Raw genomic sequence first — 18,153 nt, forward strand, 5'->3', positions numbered from 1 at the left:
CTAGCTCCCCAAACCCGCCGTTCCGCTTTCCACCCCTGAGTCGCCGTTTGACCTGCTGCCCGACAGCGGGTGTTGTCGGCAGCGGGCGGATGGCAGGTACCGACCCCATTTCCGCCGCTGGGGTTTGGGGTCAGCAGTCCTGAAAGCTGCTATTATCGGTTGCTTGGTGTTGATTGTGAATCAGAGCCTGAGTCACACTGTTTTTTGCTCATGTAGACGGTGATGCCCCCTAAATGAAATGGCTCTTTCCCGGTCAACTGAGAAGCCTGTCCGCCGGCATAGATCAATGTTTGATGAAAAAGCCTCATTCGTAAGCAGTCGGATTTCCTTACACTCGACCCCTGCGGCTATCCCCTCCGCAAGTGCTAAAAGCTGCTTTCCGAAGCCGTTGCCTTGCGGGTCAGGTGCGACCGCAATATTTTCGATCCAAAGGTGATCGGGGTGCTGCACAGTTTCCATCAGCCCCACCAATCTCTGTCCGGAATAGAGCAGATTGATGTGCTCTTTCACGGCGCGATCATAGTCCGCAACCATAGGGCGGTTCACGTCCAATGATGGGCACCCACTTCGCGTAAGCCGCCCGGACAATCTGACGGATTGCCTCTGCGTCTGTCTGCACGGCTCTACGGAAGGTCGTTTAAACTGACGTTCATCATACAATCCAAGTCCAACGGTTAGCTGGAGCGCAATATCAAGACTAAGCAGCAGCTTTGCTACCGTGCAATCGCAGGAGCTTGTAACTTGTAGAGTTAACTTCCGAGCCTGCAATGGGTCAGCTCCGGCCTCGGATATTAATTGGCGACATTTCCGCTTCTCGTTTGAAATCTCAACCGCGGATTGTCCGCTCCCGGCCCCGAAACGGCCGCTGGAAATATTTCTTCGGCAGGATGAGTTTGATGGCGCTGTGGGCCACACTGGGGTGAGATCTTGACAGGCCGCTTCTGGCAACGCGATGACAAAAGCGGATGTCTACCCTCCCATCGCGAACCGACTTCGGCGACGAAGCAGATCAGCGCATCCGCGAGCGGCTGCGGCTGACCCGGTTGCTGCTGCGCGATTTGACGACCGGAAGCGGCTCGCTCGCCCATGATTTTCTCGACATCCTCGACCAGTCCGAGACCGACCCGCTGCTCAAACTCGTTGCCGTACTCGCCGTGCTTAGCCATTGCGAGGCCGGCACTAACCCGTCGCTTTAAGAGGGGCATTGCGCCGCCGCATCAGCAATGGCTATCGCGGGCAGGCAAGTGGCTTTACGGCCTACAGGCGATAAAGCAGCCGCCCGACGCGACAATCGCCCGCTGGCAGCTCGATCGCCTCGGATGATGTCGCGTCGACGATCAACATTCCGCCCACGTATGGCTGCGCTTGGCGCTGGGCGTCGGCGCGCAGCGGCGAGCAACCAGGGGCAATCCGTCGCTACGCGGCCATCCGCGCCGCGACCCGGTCGCGCGGCTCGACCGAGCCTTGGCTCAGTTGGAAGGCAAGTGCCGCAATGGCTGAGCCTAGTCCAGCGCGCTCAGGCGATGCTGAGCGCATCGAAGCCCTAGCGCAGAGCGTTGCTGAGAAATCGCGGCGGCTTATTGGAGAGGCGAGCGACCCGCTGGCGGCCGCCGACCTGATCGCCCGCGCGGGTCCCGAGGCCAGCATGGTGGCGATGCACGCCAATACGATCTCGCGAAGCGTGTCATCGGAGACCTCGCTTTCGTCCGATATGGCCTCGGCCTTGTCAATGCCCGGTCGGACCTTGCAACGCTATCTGGCCTCAACCGACCAACAATTGACCCAGTTATTGGCTACGGGTTCGGTGACATCGCAATTCGGATCGGACCCACAGGAAGCGATTTTCGAGCTCGAGAGCAATTCCAATAAGGCTTACGCTGTTCGCCCCGAGGACATCCTGCCAGCTCCAGGCCTCGCTCGGCGTATCGAGGACGAAGATGGTCCGCAAAAGACCGGTTCGGCGGCCTGGCAAGCCGGCAAAGCTATACTGCCCGGGCCGAGTTTGCCGGGACCAGCTCGCGCAACTGGATGCGGATCAACATGTTCGTCGAAGGGCCGGCACTCGATGGCGATGAGGTCCTTTTCTGTCTCCATGACAGCTTTCCCAAGAACGTCCGGCGAGAACGCTTCCGTGGCGGAAGCGCAAGGATTGCCGTGACGGCTTGGGGCGGATTTACCGTTGGCATCTGGCTTCCAAGGTAGCGGATCGAGCTCGAACTTGACCTCGCGAAGCTGCCCAATGCGCCCAATGCGATCCGCACTCGCAAAGATGGGGCGCAAAGCCGACCGTCCGCTGTTGGGAAGTGAACCAGTGTCTGCTCCTGGCTCGAAGCGGTCGCTAAACCTCGATACCAGACTGGCCGCTTCCCAACCCATCTCCGCCATCGAATCAAGGCCTATGGAACGGTAGCTCTTGGGACATGGTATCCGCCGCTGCTCGACCGAAATGCCGGCGCTAAGCCGACCCTTCGCTATCCGACAGATCGGGGCCGATCAGGATCCGGTGCTGGCCGCTCTCGATCCAGAAGCCGGCCTGTCCGAGCCAGAATGGCCCCGGGCTTTCCCGCCTCGGGAAACCCGGCCGCTGCCGCTCAATGCGCATCTTGCGCCAGCGCATCAAGGAGATTGGCGACCGCCCGCACGGTCGAGCGTTCGACCGAGGCGTCGGTGAAGCCGCCGATATGGCTGGTCAGCACCACCTTCGGATGATCGAGCAGCGACGAGTGAGCCGGCGGCTCCGTCTCGAACACGTCGGTGGCGTAGCAGGCGACATGGCCGGAATCGAGCGCCTCGAGCAGGGTCTCGGCATCGACCAGGCCGGCGCGCGCCGTGTTGACCAGCACCGTCGCCGGCTTCATCGCGGCGATCCGCTCGGCGGTGAGCAGCGGCCGGCCGTCCTCCGGCAGCGGCGCGTGCAGGCTGACCGCGTCGACGCCGGTTATTGCCCCGTCGAGATCGACGCGGGCGAAATTCGGATGGACGATGCGGTCGGCATTGGCGAAGGGATCGTATCCGCGCACCCTGGCGCCGAGGTCGAGGCAAAGCTGTGCCATCGTCGCGCCGATCGCGCCGAGGCCGACAATGCCGATGGTCACCTCGCACATCTCGCGGCCGATCTGGCGCGGCCATTCCCCCTTGCGCATGCCTTCATGCGTCCAGACGATCTGGCGCAGCCCCGCCAACGTCAGCGCGAGTGCCAGTTCGGCGACGCCGCGCGCATTGGTTCCTTCCGCCCGGCGCAGCTCGATGCCGCGATCCTCGATCGCGCGCAGCGGCAGGTTGTCGACGCCGGTGCCGTTGCGGCTGATGACGCGCAGCCGGTCGGCCGCTTCCAGCACGCGCTCGCTCACCGGCTCGACGCCGGCCAGCCAGCCGACGCAGCCGGGGAGTGCCGCCATCAGCGTCGCCTCGTCGGGGGTGGCACCCGGCGCCGGCATAGCGAGGCTGTAGCCGGCCGCCTCGAGCATGGCGAGCGCCGGGTGACCGCCCTTCGACAGCGAGCGCGGCGTGATCAGGATCCGGTTCATCGTCAACGACCCGTAGCCCGCGCGGCGATGGCGGCGATGGCGTCAAACTCGGGACCGGAGACCGGGATCTCGATATCGAACACTTCGGCGATCACCTGGGTCCAGCCATGGATGAAATAGGTCCATCCATCCTCGACCTGTAGCTGCCGCTCTTTCTCCTGCGCGCGCGCCTGGTCGAGGAAGACGAGATCGCCGCGATAGTTGAGCTCCCAGACCACAGCCCGCTCGGGAAACACGCCCGCGTCGGTGAGCGGCGAGCCAGGCGCGTCCTTGCCGAGGCCGGTGGCGTTTATGACGAGGCTGCCCGGCTTCAGGCCGGCGAGGATCGCGTCATTGTCGCGTGCGTGGGGTGCCAACCGATATTCGACAGGGATGTCCGCGCCGATGGCGCGATGGATCGCCTCGATATGGTCGAGGCGGGACTGCGAGCGGTTGGAGACGACGATGCGCGAGGGACGGTCGGCGCCGCGCGACGGCTGCATCAAGTGCCAGGTCAGCGCAATGGTCGAGCCGCCCGCGCCCATGGAAAACAGCTCGGCGCCGGTATCGGCGAAATGGTTCGGCGAGAGGAAACCGTCGATCGAGAGGCCCGACGAGATCGGGTCCTTGGCATGACAGATCAGCCGGCCGTCGCGCTTCGACAGGCAGCTCGTCTCCTCCATCAGCAGTGCATGCGGGTCGATCTCGTCGAACATATCACGGCAGGCGGCGAAGAGATCGAGCTTGTGCGTCGTCACCAGTGCGCCGAGCGAGAGCGGATCGTCCCTCAGGAAGGCGACCGCCTCGCGATAGCGCTCCGGCTCGTCATGCGGCACGAAGTCGATGCCCTGGATCGCGACGTCGCCGAGGCCGAGATGGCGCGCCCATTCCGGAAACACCTTCATGATCGAGGATTTCGCGGTGGTGACGCCGATGAAATAGAAGGTCGGTCGCGTCGCGGGCTGGTAGCTCATGAATTCCCCCGAATTTCGGCGATGCGCGCCACGGCGGCGCGCGCATTGGCGGTGATCTTCGACCAGTTGCCGGCGGCAATGTCGGCGCGCGTGGCGATCCACGTCCCTCCGACGGCGGCGACTTCCGGAATGGCGAGCCAGTCCGCCAGATTGTCCATGCTGACGCCGCCGGTCGGATTGAAGCGGATGCCGGTGTGGAGATACGGGGCTGCGATGTTCTTCAGCATGGACGGGCCCCCTGCTGGCATGGCCGGGAAGAACTTCACCATCCGGCAGCCGGCGCGAAGGGCTGCCTGGAGGTCGGTCGGCGTCATGATGCCGGGTGCGAAAGGCAGGCCGCGTTTGGCGGCATGGGCGAGCACACCGGCGTCGAGGCCGGGCGACAGGGCGAAGCGGGCGCCGGCATCGACCGCCTGGTCGAGCTGCGCCTCGTCGAGCACCGTGCCGGCGCCGACCAGAAGCTCCGGCCGTGCCCTTGCGATCGCCTCGATCGTGGCGCGGGCGGCAGCAGTGCGAAAGGTGATCTCGGCGACCGGCAGGCCGCCCTCGATCAGCGCGTCGGCAAGCGGCAGCGCAGCGGCCGGATCGTCGAGCGCGATCACCGGCACCACCGCATGGGCGGAAAGGGCATCGAAGATGGACATGGCACTCAGTCCTGCGTGGCGAGAATGGCTTCGATCTCGGCTTTTGTGCGCGGCCGATAGTCGGCGTTCGGCACGGCTTTCCATGAGGCACCATCGGCGACGATGCGCTTCGCCATGCCCCCGGAGCGGGCGATGAGCCCGTAATCCTGGCCGGAATCGCTCGGGTAGCAGAAGCTCATAACGAGGGGCGAAGCGCCCGTATTGACCGAGCGGTGGATCCAGAGCGGCGGCACATAGACCATCACGCTCGGTCCGATCTCGAGAATCTTCGTCTCGCCCTCCGGCGATTCGAGCAACATGAGCCCCTCGCCCGTCTCGCCGTAATACGTCTCGGGACGGTTGCCGATCGCGTGGATATGGCCGCGCGTCACGAAGAACTCGTCCCCGATCTTGCCCGGCTCCATGAAGGTGGTGCCGAAGATCAGATCGCCGCGCGCGGCGGCGGGGCGCACTTCATGGACGTAGTAGACGATGCGGTCGCCCTCGCGGGCAACGGAGTCCGCGAAAGCGGCGTTGTCGGCGTAGATGCCGTCGAGATCGGCGAGGCGCTTCTCGTAGCGGCCGGTGGCGGCGGACAGCACGCCGCTGGCGGGATCGATGCGGTGGGATGTGGGGGCAATGGCCATAGGGGTCTCCAGATCGGTAGCAACACTACTCAATCGGTATCGCAATGCAATTGTTTTGGGCGAACCCGGATTAATTTCGGACTGTTTCGCTATTAATTGATCTTGTAACGTCAAATTTATGTAGTATCAGTACGTAGCCGACGCGGATGGTGTCGGCGCTTGCCGGGCGCAGGCGTCCTCGCCCAAACACGCCGACCTCGCTCGTCGAGCTACCGAATTTCGGGAAACACAGCGGCAGATGGCAGAGAGCCAAGCCGCGCCTCACAGCTCTGGGAGGAGCTTCATGACCCACACCATCGCCAAGTCGGCCCCGGGCCTGCGCGCCTCGTTGCTGGCGCTCGCCTCCGCCGCCGCCCTGTTGACGGCCGCCGGCAGCGCCCTCGCCGAGGACGTTGCACCGATCGCCGGCCGCCCCGAGCCCGTCGCCAACGAGGCCGGCACCAAGGCCAAGATCGCGATCATCGGCTTTGCCAACAATCCCTACTGGGTCGCGGTCCAGAAGGGCGCCGAGACCGCCAACGACGTGCTGAAGTCGCGCGGCGGCGAAGTGCGCTGGATCGTCGGCGGCGCCAATATCGACGTACCGACCGTCAACCAGGCCATCAACGCCGCCGCCACCCAGGGCTATAACGGCATCGGCTTCTTCATCGCCGGCGAAGGCAATTGCGCGCTGGTCAAGAAGCTCGTTGACGAGAAGAAGATCTCGATGGGCGCCTACAACACCTTGTTCCCCTGCGTTGAAGAGGCCGGCGGCGTCATCAACTATGCTCAGGACCAGGTCACGGCCGGCAAGAACGCCGCCGCTGAACTGATCAAGGCGGTCGGCGACAAGGAAGGCAAGGTCGGCGTCATCGTCAGCCAGTTCACGGCGCCCGGCTCCGAACAGCGCCGCAAGGGCTTCGTCGAGGGGTTGCAGGGCTCGAAGCTGACCGTCGTCAATGACGGCATCGAGGCCAAGGATTCGGCCGGCGCCACCTTCGCCGCCGCCAAGGACTTCCTGACGTCGACGCCGAACCTCGTCGCGCTCTATGCGACGGCCGGCGGACCGTTCGGCGCGGCCCAGGCCGTCAAGGCGGCCGGCAAGCAGGACGACATCAAGGTGATCGGCTACGACTTCACCAAGGAGAACGTATCCGCGATCCGGGATGGCAGCATGTTTGGCGTCACCGGCCAGGACGAGTTCGGTCAGGGCTACAATGTCGCGATCGCGCTGTTCAACAACATCGTCGCGCAGCAGAAGGCCGAACCGGTTCTGCAGCCGGCCGTCAGCCTGTTCATGACCAAGGACACGGTCGACCAGCTCGACCCGGACAAGCTCCCGCTCGGCACCGTTCCGAAGCTCTGAGCAACTAGACTACAAGTTCGTCATGCAGGACCGGGTTGAACGAATGTCCATCGAAGATGAAATCGCCCTCGAGGTCGTCTCCGTCGACAAACGCTTCGGCTCGGTCCATGCGCTTTCCGATGTCAGCATGCGGTTTCGCCGCGGCAGGGTCACGGCCCTGCTCGGCGAAAACGGCGCCGGCAAGTCGACGCTGATCCGCGTCTGCTCGGGCGTCCACCAGCCGGACTCGGGCGAGGTTCTCGTCTCGGGCAAGGCGGAGCGGATGTCCGGATCGCTGGCTGCCAAGCGGATGGGCATCGCTGTCGTCCAGCAGGAGCCGCAGCTCGTCAGCCAGATGACGGTTGCCGAAAACATCTTCCTGGCGCGCCTTGGCTCGCGGGCGGGCACCAGTCTGCATCATCGCTCCGGACTGGTCGCGGAAGCGGAGACGCTGCTCGCCGGCCTCGGCCTCGATAAGGAGCTTCCCGATCTCGGCGGCCGTTGCGCCGGCCTCTCGGCGGCCGAACGGCAGCTTGTGGAGATCGCCCGGGCGCTTGCCGCCGACCCGCATGTCCTGTTCCTCGACGAGCCCAATTCCAGCCTGACCCGCAAGGAGACGGACCGCCTGTTCGACATCGTCCGCCGCCTGCGCGATCGCGGCACGGCGGTCGTCCTCGTCAGCCATCGTCTTGGCGAGGTCTACGAAATCTCCGACGAGGTCATCGTCATGCGCGACGGCCGCAAGGTGGGCGAAGGATCCGTCGACGCGCTGCCGAAGCAGCAGGCGATCCAGCTGATGGCCGGCGAGCGGCTGAAGGCGGCGCTCGATCTCGCCGAGAGCGCCACGCCAAAGGCGTCGCCCGCCGGCGCCGTGCCCGTGCTTTCGGTGCGCAACGCCTCCGGCCTCGCCTTTTCCAATGTCTCCTTCGATATCCAGGCGGGCGAGATCGTCGGCATGGCCGGGCTCGTCGGCTCCGGCCGCACGGAGATCATCCGGGCCATCATCGGCGCCGACCCGATCTTTGGCGGCGACGTCCGCCTCAACGGAAAGTCCGTGCGCTTCGGCTCTCCCCGCTCGGCGCTGCGCGGCGGTATCGCCTTCATCACCGAGGAACGGCGCACCTCCGTCTTCTATGGCCACAGCATCAGCTTCAACCTGACGTCGAACGTGCTGGAGCGGTTCGGCCGCTTCGGCTTTTTCAGCGAACGCAAGCGGCGCGCCTTCGCGCAGGAAAGCGCGAACGAGATCGGCGTGAAGGCCGACAATGTCGATGTCGGCATCCGCACGCTTTCCGGCGGCAACCAGCAGAAAGTGCTGCTCGCCCGCGCGCTCGCTTCCAATCCGTCGCTCCTCATTCTCGACGAGCCGACCCGCGGCGTCGATGTGCGCACCAAGGCGGACATGTATCGCCAGATCCGAACGCTCGCGCATGAAAAGGGGCTGGCGGTGTGGTTCGTTTCCTCCGAGCTCGACGAGATCCTCCAGCTGGCCGACCGCATCGTGGTAGTGCGCGGCGGCGAGGTCGTCGACAGCCTCGCCCGGGGGCCGGAGGCGGCGCGCGTCGTCGCATCGGCGCTGGGCGAAAAGATCGAGGACGCCGCGACCACCGTTCTCGCATCGGGCATGGCCTGACATGAGCGCGGCCCCCAAGGAGCCCGCACGCAGAGGCGGCCCCGAAACCATGATGAACAAGGGTAATAGGATGAGTATCGCCAGCCTGAAGCGTCTGCCTCTGCTCAGGGGCCAGGAGGCCGGGCTGATCGGCGTGATCCTTGGCCTTTCGATCGCCTTCTCCTTCGTCAATCCGAGCTTCCTGACGACGGACAATCTGCGCAATGTTCTGGTCGCGGTGGCCGTGGTCGGCATCATGTCGATCGGCCAGTGCTTCGTCATCATCGCCCGCGAGATCGATCTTTCCGTCGGCTCGGTGATGGGCCTCAGCGGGCTCTGCGGCGCCTGGCTGATGGCGGCCGGCCTCAATCCTTGGCTCGCCATCGTGCTGGCGATCGGCGTCGGCGCCACCGCCGGCCTGGTCACCGGCCTGATCGTGGTGGTGTTCCGCGTCAATTCCTTCATCGCGACGCTCGGCATGCTTTCGGTCGCGCGCGGCCTGACCCAGGTGATTTCGGGCGGCCTGCCGATCATGGTCGACCCGTCCGTGATGTTCATCGGCCAGGGCACGTTCTTCGACATCCCTGTCCAGGTGCTGATCTTCGTCGGCCTCGGAATCATCTGCCAGTTCATCCTGACCCGCAGCGTGGTCGGCCAGCGCATCGTCGCCGTCGGCGATAATGACGAGGCGGCGCGGCTCTCCGGCATCCCGATCAACACGACGCGCATCGCCGTTTTCGTCGCCAGCGGCGCGCTCGCCGCCATTGCCGGCATCGTCTACACCACGCAGGTCAGCGTCGCCGAGGCACAGGCCGGCACCGGGCTCGAGCTCGACGTGATCGCGGCCGTCGTCATTGGCGGCGCCAGCCTCTCGGGCGGTCGCGGCTCGATCCTCGGCGCGATGCTGGGCGCCTATCTGCTCGGTGCGCTGCGCAACGCTTTCATCCTGCTGGAACTCTCGCCCTTCCTGCAGCAGATGAGCGTGGGCATGGTCATCGTTCTCGCCGCCATCTTCGACCAATTCCGGCAGGGCTCTTTCCGGCATGCGAACGTCATGCCATCGTTCCTGCACATTTTCCGCTCCCGCACGCGGTAGCGCCGGCCGGATCGGCTCAAGGATCAAATGACGATGCAAACTCACGTCTCCGCCTTTGTCGGCGGGACCGGCAACATCCTCGAAGTTGCCCGTGCTCTGCGCGATGAACTGAGGAAATCCGACCGCAAGGTCTGCGATGCGATCATCAGCGATCCGCGTCGCATCCTGTCGTCGACGGTGGCGGAGACGGCGCAGCTTGCCGGCGTCAGCCAGCCGACCGTGATCCGTTTCTGCAACGCGATCGGCTGCGACGGCTTCCAGGACTTCAAGCTTCGCCTGGCGCAAAGTCTGGCGCTCGGCGTGCCCGCGACCCATTCGGTGATCACCGATGCCGACAGCCCGAACGAAGTCGCGCGCAAGATCTTCGACTATACGATGACCAGCCTCGACTGGGCGCGCAACCGCCTCGACTCGGCGGCGCTGGTCCGCGCCGTGGAAGCGCTGGTGCTGGCGCCGAGGATCGAGTTTTTCGGCTTCGGTGCATCGGGCATCGTGGCTCTGGACGCCCAGCAGAAATTCCCGATGTTCGGCGTTCCCTGCGGCGCCGAGATCGACTCGCACCAGCAGGTGATGGTCGCCTCGTTGCTGAAGCCCGGCGACGTCGCCGTCGCGATCTCCAATACCGGCACGACTCGCTCGACCGTCGAGGTGGCGAAGCTTGCCCGCGAGAACGGCGCCACGGTGATCGGCATTACGGGCAATGAGGGCCCTCTCTCAGACGCCTGCGACATCGTCCTGCTGACCGAAACGCTCGAAAACACCAACATCTACACCCCGACCATCTCCCGCATCGCCGCCCTTGTCGTCGTCGATATCCTGTCGACGGCCGTGGCGCTGCGGCGTGGCGAGGCGCATGTCGAAAGCTTCAAGCGGATGAAGAAGACCCTGAGCCAGATGCGATCGACAGCCCGGATCTGACGGCAGAGACCTTCCGGGCCGGCCGGCGCGCCATGGCTTCCCATGCCCGGCCTGCCGAGCGAAACCACAACCCATTAGAAAGCGGCGATCCCATCATGTCCTCTACCCCGACGAGCCTCAGCGCCACCGACCTCGCGCAGAGGATCGATATCAGCGCGGTGCAGGCATTTCACACCGAGGCGGATGTGCGCGCGCTCGCGGCGCTCGCCATGGAGAACGGCTTCATCGCGGCGCATGCGCTGCCGAACTTCGTGCCGCTGCTCCGCTCGCTCGTCCCGCAGGGAGGCGCCACGCTGGTCGGCGGGCCGATCGGCTTCCCCTCGGGCGGCCACATGGCCGCGATCAAGGCTGCCGAGGCCGCTGCGCTCCGCGAGGCCGGCGCCGACGAACTCGACATGATGCTGAATGTCGGCCGGCTCAAGTCGGGCGACCTCAACTATGTCCGCGACGAGATCGCCGCGGTGCTCGAGGCCGTAGCTCCCGTTCCGCTGAAGGTCATCCTCGAGCTGCACCATCTGACAGATGCCGAGATCGAAACCGCCGCCGACATCGTCGCCGCGAGCGGGGCTGCCTTCGTCAAGACCGGCACGGGCTGGACGCCGGCCGCGGCGACGCTGCCGCGCATTCGCCGCATCGCCGCCGTGGTGGCGGGACGCGCCGGCATCAAGGCCTCGGGCGGCATCCGCGATCTTCCGACCGTCGCCGAGATGGTGGCGATCGGCGTCACCCGCTTCGGCATCAACACGGCCTCGGCCATCGAACTGGTGCGCGGCATCGACGCCCTGCCGGGCCAGCGGCTGGTGATCGTCCCCGTCGACGAGAAGGCCTGATCCATGGCCCGCACGGTTCTCGCGCTCGATCTCGGCACGGGCGGCGTCAAGTCGGCGCTCTATGACGCCAGCGGTGTCTGTCTTGCCGAGCGGGTGCAGACCTACCGCACCTATTTCCCGGCTCCCGGCCTGCACGAGCAGGATCTCGGCGAATGGTGGGATGCGGTCTTGAGCAGCATCCGCGCGCTTCTCGGCGCCGAGGGTGTCGATCGCTCGTCAGTGGGCGCGATCAGTATTTCCGGCCACAGCCTCGGCTGCATTCCGCTCGGCGACGACGACCAGCCGCTGATGCAGCGCGTGCCGATCTGGTCGGATGCGCGCGCCGATATCGAGGCGGAAGCGTTCTTCCGACGCTTCGACTATGAGCGCTGGTACGGCCTGACCGGCAACGGCTTTCCCGCCCCGCTCTATCCGATCTTCAAGATCCTCTGGCTGAAGGCGAACCATCCCGCGATCTTCGCGCGAACCCGTTCGATTGCCGGCAGCAAGGATTTCATCAACCTGCGCCTCTGCGGTCGCCATGCGACCGATCCGTCCTACGCGTCGGGCAGCGGCGCCTATGACCTGCACGCCCGTGCCTTTTCGGACGAGATCCTCGATGCCGCCGGCGTCGACCGAAGCCTATTCCCGGAAATCGTGCCCTCGACCGCCATTCTCGGCACGGTCCTGCCCGGGATCGCCGCCGAACTCGGCCTGCCGGCCGATGTGGTGGTCGTCGCCGGCGGCGTCGACAACAGCTGCATGGCGCTCGGCGCCCGCACCTTTTCCGAAGGCGATTTCTACGGGTCGATGGGCTCCTCGAGCTGGCTGACGATCTCGTCGGCGAAGCCGGTGCTCGACAGCCGCGTCCGCCCCTTCGCCTTCGCGCATGTCGTGCCGGACCAGATCATCTCGGCCACCTCGATCTTCTCGTCCGGCACCAGCCTTGCCTTCGTCAAGGACATGCTGATGCCGGGGGAAGCCGTCGGCTATGACGAAGTGTTCACGCTGGCCGCCAGCGCGCCCTTCGGCGCCAACGGCCTTCTCTTCGTGCCGACGCTCGGGGGAGGGACCAGTCTTGAGGGTGGGCAGGATGTGCGCGGCGCGTTCGTCGGCCTCGATCTCGGCCATGACCGGGCCGACATGCTGCGCGCGACGATCGAGGGCATCGCGCTGGGGCTGCGGGTCGCGCTCGACGAATTGCGGCGCCTCGCCGGCGTCAGTCGCACGATGACCATCGTCGGCGGCGGCGCGCGCAGCGCGCTGATGCGGCAGGTGTTGGCCGACATGCTGGACTGCACGATCGTGAAGACCTCGATCGACCAGCAATCCGCCTCGCTCGGCGCCGCAGCGCTGGCGATGGTGGCGACCGGAAACTGGTCCGACATGAGCCCGCTTATCCGACTGCACGGCGTCGAGGACCGCCATGAGCCTGACGCCAGAATGGCGGATCTGGCCGGACGAATGCTGCAGGCCTATCGCGCTGCCGCCGAGGCCCAGCGGTCACTGGCCCCCCTGCTCTCCGGTCTCCGCGCCTGACTGGCGCGGCAGCACTCTCACACCTTGCTCAGGCATGCTTCGGGCCGAGTCGATATTGGGATGCGTGCAAGGTGAACGTCTAAATGGGGGCCGGCAGCGGACCGGCCCGGTCATGGCTGCCGCTATGCAGAAAGCAGCCGTTCCGCAGTCGCCCCCCATCTGGCCGCAGCGACGCCATGCCTGGCGCCATCTGCGGCATTCGCCCCCAACGCGGCCATGCAGCGTCATATGCGACCCTGAAGCTGCCGTTTGTCGCGTTTCCAATATTGTCAAAGGTGCAGCCATGGTCGGCCCTGCCGTACCGCCTGCTTTAGCTGGGGTTCCCGACCCGCAAGATTGCGCCCGCCATGGGTTCCCGATCGAGCGCGGCTTTGTCGAGCCCCAACCGCGCGGTCGTGACGTACAGGGTCGCTCCGTCACGATCAAAGGCGCAGCTTGTCGGTCGCGATACGGGAAGTTCGATCCGCCGGGTGAAACGTCCGTCCGGTTCAATGCGCTGGATCGCGCCGGCATTGAACAACGTGCTCCAGATCGCGCCGTCCGGCCCGACCAGCAGGCCATCGGGAAAACCATCGTCCGGGCCGAAGGTTGCGAACTGTCGGCGCGGCCCGATTTTTCCGGTCGCCGGGTCATGAGCATAGGCATATATGGCCGGGGCACGGGAATCGGTGACGTAGAGCGTCCGGCGGTCCGGACTCCAGTCGAGCCCATTCACGAGCGTGAAGCCATCGTCCATCACGTGCCAGGAGCCATCGGGGTCGTAGCGATAAAGGATGCCGGTGCCGTGGCCAAGCGCGCCATCCATCAATCCGATCCAAAGTCGCCCCTCGGTATCCAGACGGCCATCGTTTAGCCGGAAGCCCTCTTGTCCATGCGGTGCCGTTGCGATGCGTCGGACGTTGCCGTCATCGCCCACGGTGGCGAGATCGCAACCGAGCGCGACGATGAGTGTGCCATCCGTGTGCTCGGCGACCATGCCGATCGGGTCGGACATGCCAATCGCTTCGTTGCGCTCGGTAGCTGGATCGAAGCGATTCAACGTGCGTCCCTCGGTATCCACCCAGAGCAATTGGCCATGGCGCTCGCTCCACAGCGGACATTCCCCGAGAATCGGCAAGCCGGCGAAGGCGACCGAAACATGGCCGGACGCTGGTGCGCGCGCCTCTGGCGCGCTGACGGCGATCCGGTCCCAGGCAGCGGCCATCTCTTCCGGCGTATCGGCCGCGATTGCCGCGAGGTCTCGTGGATACGAGACGCCCGACGCCTCCCGGGCCCTTGTGGCGACGAATTGACCGTTGGCGGCTCGCACTATCCAGCCGGTAGCCTTGCTCTGGGAGGATAAGAGATAAAGCGCACCGGAAGCTACAGCAGCCGGCCTTAGTTCGTCCGGGTCCTCTTCGACGCCCCACATCCGCGTTTTGGCCACAGGCGAGATGGCGTTCACCATGATACCGTTCGCCCCGCCCTCCAAGGAAAGGATGTTAACGATTCCAATCGTGGCCATCTTCGCCGCGGCATAGGCGGCCAAGCCTTCCTGCGCATATTCTGGATAGATGGCGCGGTCTGACGTGGTGAGCAGGATGCGGCCATAGCCTTCGCGGCACATGGCTGGCCACGCTGCCTGCGCCAGCCATAGTGGCGTGTCGATGCCGAGCCCGACCATGCGGTCGAGAAACTCCGGCTCCAGGGCCTCGATCGCCTGATAGCCAACCCAGCCAGCATTGTGGATCAGCACGTCGAGCCGACCATGTTCCGTGACAATCCCGTCCACCAGTTCCGTGCATTCCGCGCGCGAAGTGATCGGGCCGGGCACTGCAATGGCTCTGCCGCCGCTCGCGACGATCCTTGCCGCCGCCGCTTCGGCCACCGCGGGATCACTGCCCTCGCCATCCGGGCTCGTGCCGCGGTCCTGCACGAATACCGTCGCGCCGCGTGCTGCGAGTGCATCGGCATAGGCGAAGCCCAGTCCGCGTCCTGCGCCCGTGACCAAAGCGACCCGATGAGTAAAGTCGATCATGAGATACCTCCTGGCGGCGAAGGTGCGATCGACCGGGGTTCTCGTCCAATACCGATGATGCGACGCCGTGATAGGCAAAGCCTATCGTTGCAATGCCGCCTCCAACCCACCGGTCGCCGGATCGGGCTCGCCCATACGCCGGCAGAGCAAGAGTTCGAAGCATGCCGCGTCACCATCGATCGGGCGATAGGCGATCTCATCGGGGCGGATCGAGGCCATGCTGGCGGGCACGATGGCGATACCGGCCTCGACCGCGACGAGCGACAACACCGCGTGCATGCCATGCGCCTCCTGCGTCACGCCGGGCGTGAAGCCGACCGCTGCGCATAGCCGTGTCACCAGGTCGTGAAAGCCAGCTCCCTGGTCCCGGGGCCAAGAGACGAATGGCTCTCCGGCGAGTTTCTCAATTGCGGCGCCCGGCGCGTTGGCCATTGGGTGAGACGTCGGTAGCGCGATGGCGAGCCGATCCGTATCGAAACGCGTCGTTTGAAGACCACCGGCGTCGCCGAGGGGAGGAATGACAATGGCTAGGTCGAGGTCATCTGCCCGCAGCGCGGCAATTTGCGCGACCGTGGTCATTTCGCGCAGTTCGATCCGCACGTCGGGATGATCGCGCCGAAAGCTGCGTATCATTTCCGGGAGGCGGCCATACATGGCGCTGCCGACATACCCTAGGCGGACACGCCCTCGTTTGCCGGCAGCCGCGTCGCGCGTGGCCGCAACCGCGTCGTTTGCGGCGGCGAGCAGTCGGCGCGCTTCGCCGAGCAGCACGGCACCCGCAGGGGTGAGCCTCACCGTCTTCCGGCCGCGCTCGACCAGAGTCGCGCCAATCTCTTCTTCCAGTCGCTGGATCGCGGCAGTCAGAGGGGGTTGCGACATAGCCAGTCGCTCCGCCGCCCGTCTGAAGTGCAACTCCTCGGCCACCGCCACGAACTGGCGCAACAACCGAAGATCAATACGGGGCAGACTATCGTCGTTCATACTGCCTTGGCCATTTGGAATTTGATCCCTATCACAACCTTTAGCTGCCGGGAGCCGATTGGGGCGTAGCATACGTAGCCGGACGAACGAGACAGGTTTCGCTCTATGTTAGCTGGAAGCGGCCTGATTGGTATCCACCCCAAGACAGACAGGCAGGGAACATATCTGCGCGGCTAAGCGGTCATCCGCGATGAGACGGATGACCGCTTGAATTCAGATTTCGGTTCGCTCCGCCAGGAGCAGCGCGCCCTCTACATCGACACCGAGGTATTGGACAGTGTTCTCAATCTTGGAGTGACCGAGCAATATCTGGATCGCACGGATATTGCCTGTCGCCTGTAGATCATCGATGCCTTCGTGCGGCGAAGCGAGTGAGTTCCATATTCCTCAGGGCGCAGACCGATCGCGGCCACCCACTCGTCAACGAGGCGTTGCATACTGCCTCGTGCTCATGTGCTTTGCGTGATCGACCCGGCTCGGGAATACATATTCCTCGACCGAGCCGCCTCGCCGTTCTAGCCAGGCCAGAAGGCTGGCTCTCACGTCGCTCGTGATCTCGAATTGACGGAACGACCCGTCTTATCCTGAATGACGATCGTCCGGGTTCTGATTTCCGGCCCGGCGACGACATCACGGATCCTGATCTTGACCAGGTCGCAGCCGCGAAGCTTGCTGTCTATCGCAAGATCAAACAGAGCGCGGTCACGAATGCGGCGCTCACGATCGAGAAAGAATCGAACGGCCCAAATCTGCTTCTGCGTGAGCGGACGTTTCGTTCCCACTTTCTTGCCAGCATTCCAAGCTGCGCGCTCGCGGCTGGCATCATCCTATTGAGAATGGCCCATGTGAGTTCTCCTCGGCCTTGATCGGCCGGGCATGAAATGCGCGACTCACACCGTTCGGGGGCCGGGAGCGCACTGCCCGGTTCTGGCTGCCTCAAGCGAGAAGCGGACATAATACCGATGAATGTCGCGGGCCGGAACTGGTCCTTGGTGGCGGTTCGGAAGGTCCGCTGCAGGCCCATATCCAGCAGGGCTTATGAGCACTGAGTCTGCGCTATAGCTCTCCCAAATGGGACAGAAGCCCGCAAACGGTACGCGACCAACCATGCCATCGCTTCTTTGTCCCATGCTATCGCACCTGATCGCGGCCCGTTTCCTTTAGGACGTCGATGAAAGCCCTTAGGGCAGATGGAACATGACGGTTGCCGGGATAGTACAGCGCGAGGCCCGGTATCGGCGGACACCAATCCGCCAGGACCATGACAAGCTCCCCGGACCGCAGCTTTTTGCGAGCGAAAGCCTCCGGGACATAGGCAATGCCAAGTCCATGAGAAGCGGCCTGGACCATCAGGTCGCTGTCGTCCAGCGTCAGTGCGCCGGGCACGTCTATCGCCAGTTCTTCGCCACGTCGGCTGAATTCCCAGCGGTAGCGTTTTCCGCTCGGTAACCGCTGGCGAATGCAGATGTGACGGTGGAGATCGTCCGGCGTGACCGGTGGTGCGCAATCGACCAGATAGGCCGGAGAGGCAACCGCGACGAAGCGGGCATCGCCACCAATCCGTACGGCAATCATATCCTGCGGGATGGACTCGGCGAGCCTCACACCGGCATCGAAGCCTTCATTCACGATATCGACGAGACGCCCGTCGGAAACGAGATCGAGTTCCACCTTCGGATATCGGGCGAGATACCGTGGAACGACATGGCCGAGCAGCAGCCGTGCGGCACTCTTGTTGGCGTTGATGCGCAACTTGCCGCCCGGCTCTCCCCGCTCCTCGGCAAGGCTGTCGAGAGCCGTGTCGAGGTCTCGCAGCAACGGATCGAGGCCAGCAAGCAGCCGGGCGCCGGCATCGGTGAGCGATACGCTGCGTGTCGTGCGATTGAGCAACCGGATGCCAAGCATCCGTTCAAGACCGATCAAGTTATGACTGAGGGCCGAGCGTGAGGTTCCGAGTGCATCGGCGGCCTTGCGGAAGCTGCGGTACTTGGCCACTGCGGCGAAGGCTTCAAGATCCTTGAAGGTCGGCTTTACCATTGGTGAAGAATCCGCACGAAGTCATCCCAGTTTGGAAGACTAATATCACCAATTGCGCCGCTCTATCTAT

At 64.7% G+C, this 18,153-nt stretch carries 16 protein-coding genes and 1 pseudogene; 8 read left to right on the forward strand and 9 right to left on the reverse strand.

Translation table 11 applies throughout. The features are described 5' to 3' along the window. Positions 1-192: 192 nt before the first annotated feature. Positions 193-534, reverse strand: a complete 342-nt coding sequence (locus ACHMWQ_RS02015) for a GNAT family N-acetyltransferase (RefSeq protein WP_396306212.1) — start codon at positions 532-534, stop codon at positions 193-195. Between the two features lie 431 nt (positions 535-965). Between ACHMWQ_RS02015 and ACHMWQ_RS02020 the strand changes: the two genes are divergently transcribed. Then, a complete protein-coding gene (locus ACHMWQ_RS02020; protein ID WP_396306213.1) occupies positions 966-1,196 on the forward strand; it encodes a hypothetical protein in 231 nt (76 codons plus the stop codon). Between the two features lie 844 nt (positions 1,197-2,040). Continuing rightward, the gene (locus ACHMWQ_RS02025; RefSeq protein ID WP_396306214.1) at positions 2,041-2,202 is read left to right on the forward strand and encodes a pYEATS domain-containing protein; all 162 of its coding nucleotides are present in this window, start codon (positions 2,041-2,043) and stop codon (positions 2,200-2,202) included. 389 nt (positions 2,203-2,591) lie between these two features. On the opposite strand, the gene ACHMWQ_RS02030 is transcribed toward ACHMWQ_RS02025, so the two are convergent. From ACHMWQ_RS02030 to ACHMWQ_RS02045, 4 genes are read right to left on the reverse strand one after another with little or no spacing between them, the layout of a single operon-like run. Continuing rightward, on the reverse strand, positions 2,592-3,527 hold the full coding sequence (locus ACHMWQ_RS02030; RefSeq protein WP_396306215.1) for an NAD(P)-dependent oxidoreductase: 936 nt from the start codon (positions 3,525-3,527) through the stop codon (positions 2,592-2,594). 2 nt (positions 3,528-3,529) lie between these two features. Then, positions 3,530-4,480: a shikimate dehydrogenase family protein gene (locus ACHMWQ_RS02035; RefSeq protein WP_396306216.1), complete on the reverse strand. Its 951-nt coding sequence runs from the start codon at positions 4,478-4,480 to the stop codon at positions 3,530-3,532. Continuing rightward, entirely contained in the window at positions 4,477-5,124 is a 648-nt protein-coding gene (locus ACHMWQ_RS02040; RefSeq protein WP_396306217.1) for a bifunctional 4-hydroxy-2-oxoglutarate aldolase/2-dehydro-3-deoxy-phosphogluconate aldolase, read from the reverse strand. The genes ACHMWQ_RS02035 and ACHMWQ_RS02040 overlap by 4 nt, the downstream gene beginning before the upstream one ends. Positions 5,125-5,129: 5 nt before the next feature. Continuing rightward, complete coding sequence (locus ACHMWQ_RS02045) at positions 5,130-5,750, reverse strand: glucose-6-phosphate isomerase family protein (protein ID WP_396306218.1); 621 nt, start codon at positions 5,748-5,750, stop codon at positions 5,130-5,132. Between the two features lie 283 nt (positions 5,751-6,033). On the opposite strand from ACHMWQ_RS02045, the gene ACHMWQ_RS02050 reads away from it, so the two are divergent. The 6 genes from ACHMWQ_RS02050 to ACHMWQ_RS02075 all read left to right on the forward strand — a co-directional run bounded on the left by ACHMWQ_RS02050 (position 6,034) and on the right by ACHMWQ_RS02075 (position 13,048). After that, entirely contained in the window at positions 6,034-7,095 is a 1,062-nt protein-coding gene (locus ACHMWQ_RS02050; RefSeq protein ID WP_396306219.1) for a sugar ABC transporter substrate-binding protein, read from the forward strand. Between the two features lie 43 nt (positions 7,096-7,138). Next, positions 7,139-8,707, forward strand: coding sequence for a sugar ABC transporter ATP-binding protein (locus ACHMWQ_RS02055; RefSeq protein WP_396306220.1), 1,569 nt, complete (start codon positions 7,139-7,141; stop codon positions 8,705-8,707). A gap of 70 nt (positions 8,708-8,777) precedes the next feature. Further along, positions 8,778-9,782 (forward strand): ABC transporter permease, encoded by a 1,005-nt coding sequence (locus ACHMWQ_RS02060; protein ID WP_266333696.1) that lies wholly within the window; start codon positions 8,778-8,780, stop codon positions 9,780-9,782. A 27-nt stretch (positions 9,783-9,809) separates the two neighbouring features. Next, complete coding sequence (locus ACHMWQ_RS02065) at positions 9,810-10,700, forward strand: SIS domain-containing protein (protein WP_396306221.1); 891 nt, start codon at positions 9,810-9,812, stop codon at positions 10,698-10,700. Positions 10,701-10,795: 95 nt separating this feature from the next. Continuing rightward, positions 10,796-11,530, forward strand: coding sequence for a deoxyribose-phosphate aldolase (deoC, locus tag ACHMWQ_RS02070; RefSeq protein ID WP_396306222.1), 735 nt, complete (start codon positions 10,796-10,798; stop codon positions 11,528-11,530). A gap of 3 nt (positions 11,531-11,533) precedes the next feature. After that, on the forward strand, positions 11,534-13,048 hold the full coding sequence (locus tag ACHMWQ_RS02075) for an FGGY-family carbohydrate kinase (protein WP_396306223.1): 1,515 nt from the start codon (positions 11,534-11,536) through the stop codon (positions 13,046-13,048). A 310-nt stretch (positions 13,049-13,358) separates the two neighbouring features. Here the strand turns inward: ACHMWQ_RS02075 and ACHMWQ_RS02080 are convergent, their stop codons facing one another. The 4 genes and pseudogenes from ACHMWQ_RS02080 to ACHMWQ_RS02095 all read right to left on the reverse strand — a co-directional run bounded on the left by ACHMWQ_RS02080 (position 13,359) and on the right by ACHMWQ_RS02095 (position 18,083). Further along, positions 13,359-15,065, reverse strand: a complete 1,707-nt coding sequence (locus ACHMWQ_RS02080) for an SDR family NAD(P)-dependent oxidoreductase (protein ID WP_396306224.1) — start codon at positions 15,063-15,065, stop codon at positions 13,359-13,361. 81 nt (positions 15,066-15,146) lie between these two features. Next, positions 15,147-16,046, reverse strand: coding sequence for a LysR substrate-binding domain-containing protein (locus tag ACHMWQ_RS02085; protein ID WP_396306225.1), 900 nt, complete (start codon positions 16,044-16,046; stop codon positions 15,147-15,149). A gap of 213 nt (positions 16,047-16,259) precedes the next feature. Continuing rightward, a pseudogene (locus ACHMWQ_RS02090) lies at positions 16,260-16,828 on the reverse strand (tyrosine-type recombinase/integrase). A 349-nt stretch (positions 16,829-17,177) separates the two neighbouring features. Beyond that, positions 17,178-18,083 (reverse strand): LysR family transcriptional regulator, encoded by a 906-nt coding sequence (locus ACHMWQ_RS02095; RefSeq protein WP_396306226.1) that lies wholly within the window; start codon positions 18,081-18,083, stop codon positions 17,178-17,180. Between the last annotated feature and the right edge of the window lie 70 nt (positions 18,084-18,153).

The organism is Kaistia sp. UC242_56 (assembly GCF_044452255.1).
Taxonomy (GTDB): domain Bacteria; phylum Pseudomonadota; class Alphaproteobacteria; order Rhizobiales; family Kaistiaceae; genus Kaistia; species Kaistia defluvii_A.

Coding starts and splice junctions, on each gene's coding strand:
- ACHMWQ_RS02015 (WP_396306212.1), bottom strand. CDS start 534: ATGGTTGCGGACTATGATCGCGCCGTGAAAGAGCACATCAATCTGCTC.
- ACHMWQ_RS02020 (WP_396306213.1), top strand. CDS start 966: ATGTCTACCCTCCCATCGCGAACCGACTTCGGCGACGAAGCAGATCAG.
- ACHMWQ_RS02025 (WP_396306214.1), top strand. CDS start 2,041: ATGTTCGTCGAAGGGCCGGCACTCGATGGCGATGAGGTCCTTTTCTGT.
- ACHMWQ_RS02030 (WP_396306215.1), bottom strand. CDS start 3,527: ATGAACCGGATCCTGATCACGCCGCGCTCGCTGTCGAAGGGCGGTCAC.
- ACHMWQ_RS02035 (WP_396306216.1), bottom strand. CDS start 4,480: ATGAGCTACCAGCCCGCGACGCGACCGACCTTCTATTTCATCGGCGTC.
- ACHMWQ_RS02040 (WP_396306217.1), bottom strand. CDS start 5,124: ATGTCCATCTTCGATGCCCTTTCCGCCCATGCGGTGGTGCCGGTGATC.
- ACHMWQ_RS02045 (WP_396306218.1), bottom strand. CDS start 5,750: ATGGCCATTGCCCCCACATCCCACCGCATCGATCCCGCCAGCGGCGTG.
- ACHMWQ_RS02050 (WP_396306219.1), top strand. CDS start 6,034: ATGACCCACACCATCGCCAAGTCGGCCCCGGGCCTGCGCGCCTCGTTG.
- ACHMWQ_RS02055 (WP_396306220.1), top strand. CDS start 7,139: ATGTCCATCGAAGATGAAATCGCCCTCGAGGTCGTCTCCGTCGACAAA.
- ACHMWQ_RS02060 (WP_266333696.1), top strand. CDS start 8,778: ATGAGTATCGCCAGCCTGAAGCGTCTGCCTCTGCTCAGGGGCCAGGAG.
- ACHMWQ_RS02065 (WP_396306221.1), top strand. CDS start 9,810: ATGACGATGCAAACTCACGTCTCCGCCTTTGTCGGCGGGACCGGCAAC.
- deoC (WP_396306222.1), top strand. CDS start 10,796: ATGTCCTCTACCCCGACGAGCCTCAGCGCCACCGACCTCGCGCAGAGG.
- ACHMWQ_RS02075 (WP_396306223.1), top strand. CDS start 11,534: ATGGCCCGCACGGTTCTCGCGCTCGATCTCGGCACGGGCGGCGTCAAG.
- ACHMWQ_RS02080 (WP_396306224.1), bottom strand. CDS start 15,065: ATGATCGACTTTACTCATCGGGTCGCTTTGGTCACGGGCGCAGGACGC.
- ACHMWQ_RS02085 (WP_396306225.1), bottom strand. CDS start 16,046: ATGAACGACGATAGTCTGCCCCGTATTGATCTTCGGTTGTTGCGCCAG.
- ACHMWQ_RS02095 (WP_396306226.1), bottom strand. CDS start 18,083: ATGGTAAAGCCGACCTTCAAGGATCTTGAAGCCTTCGCCGCAGTGGCC.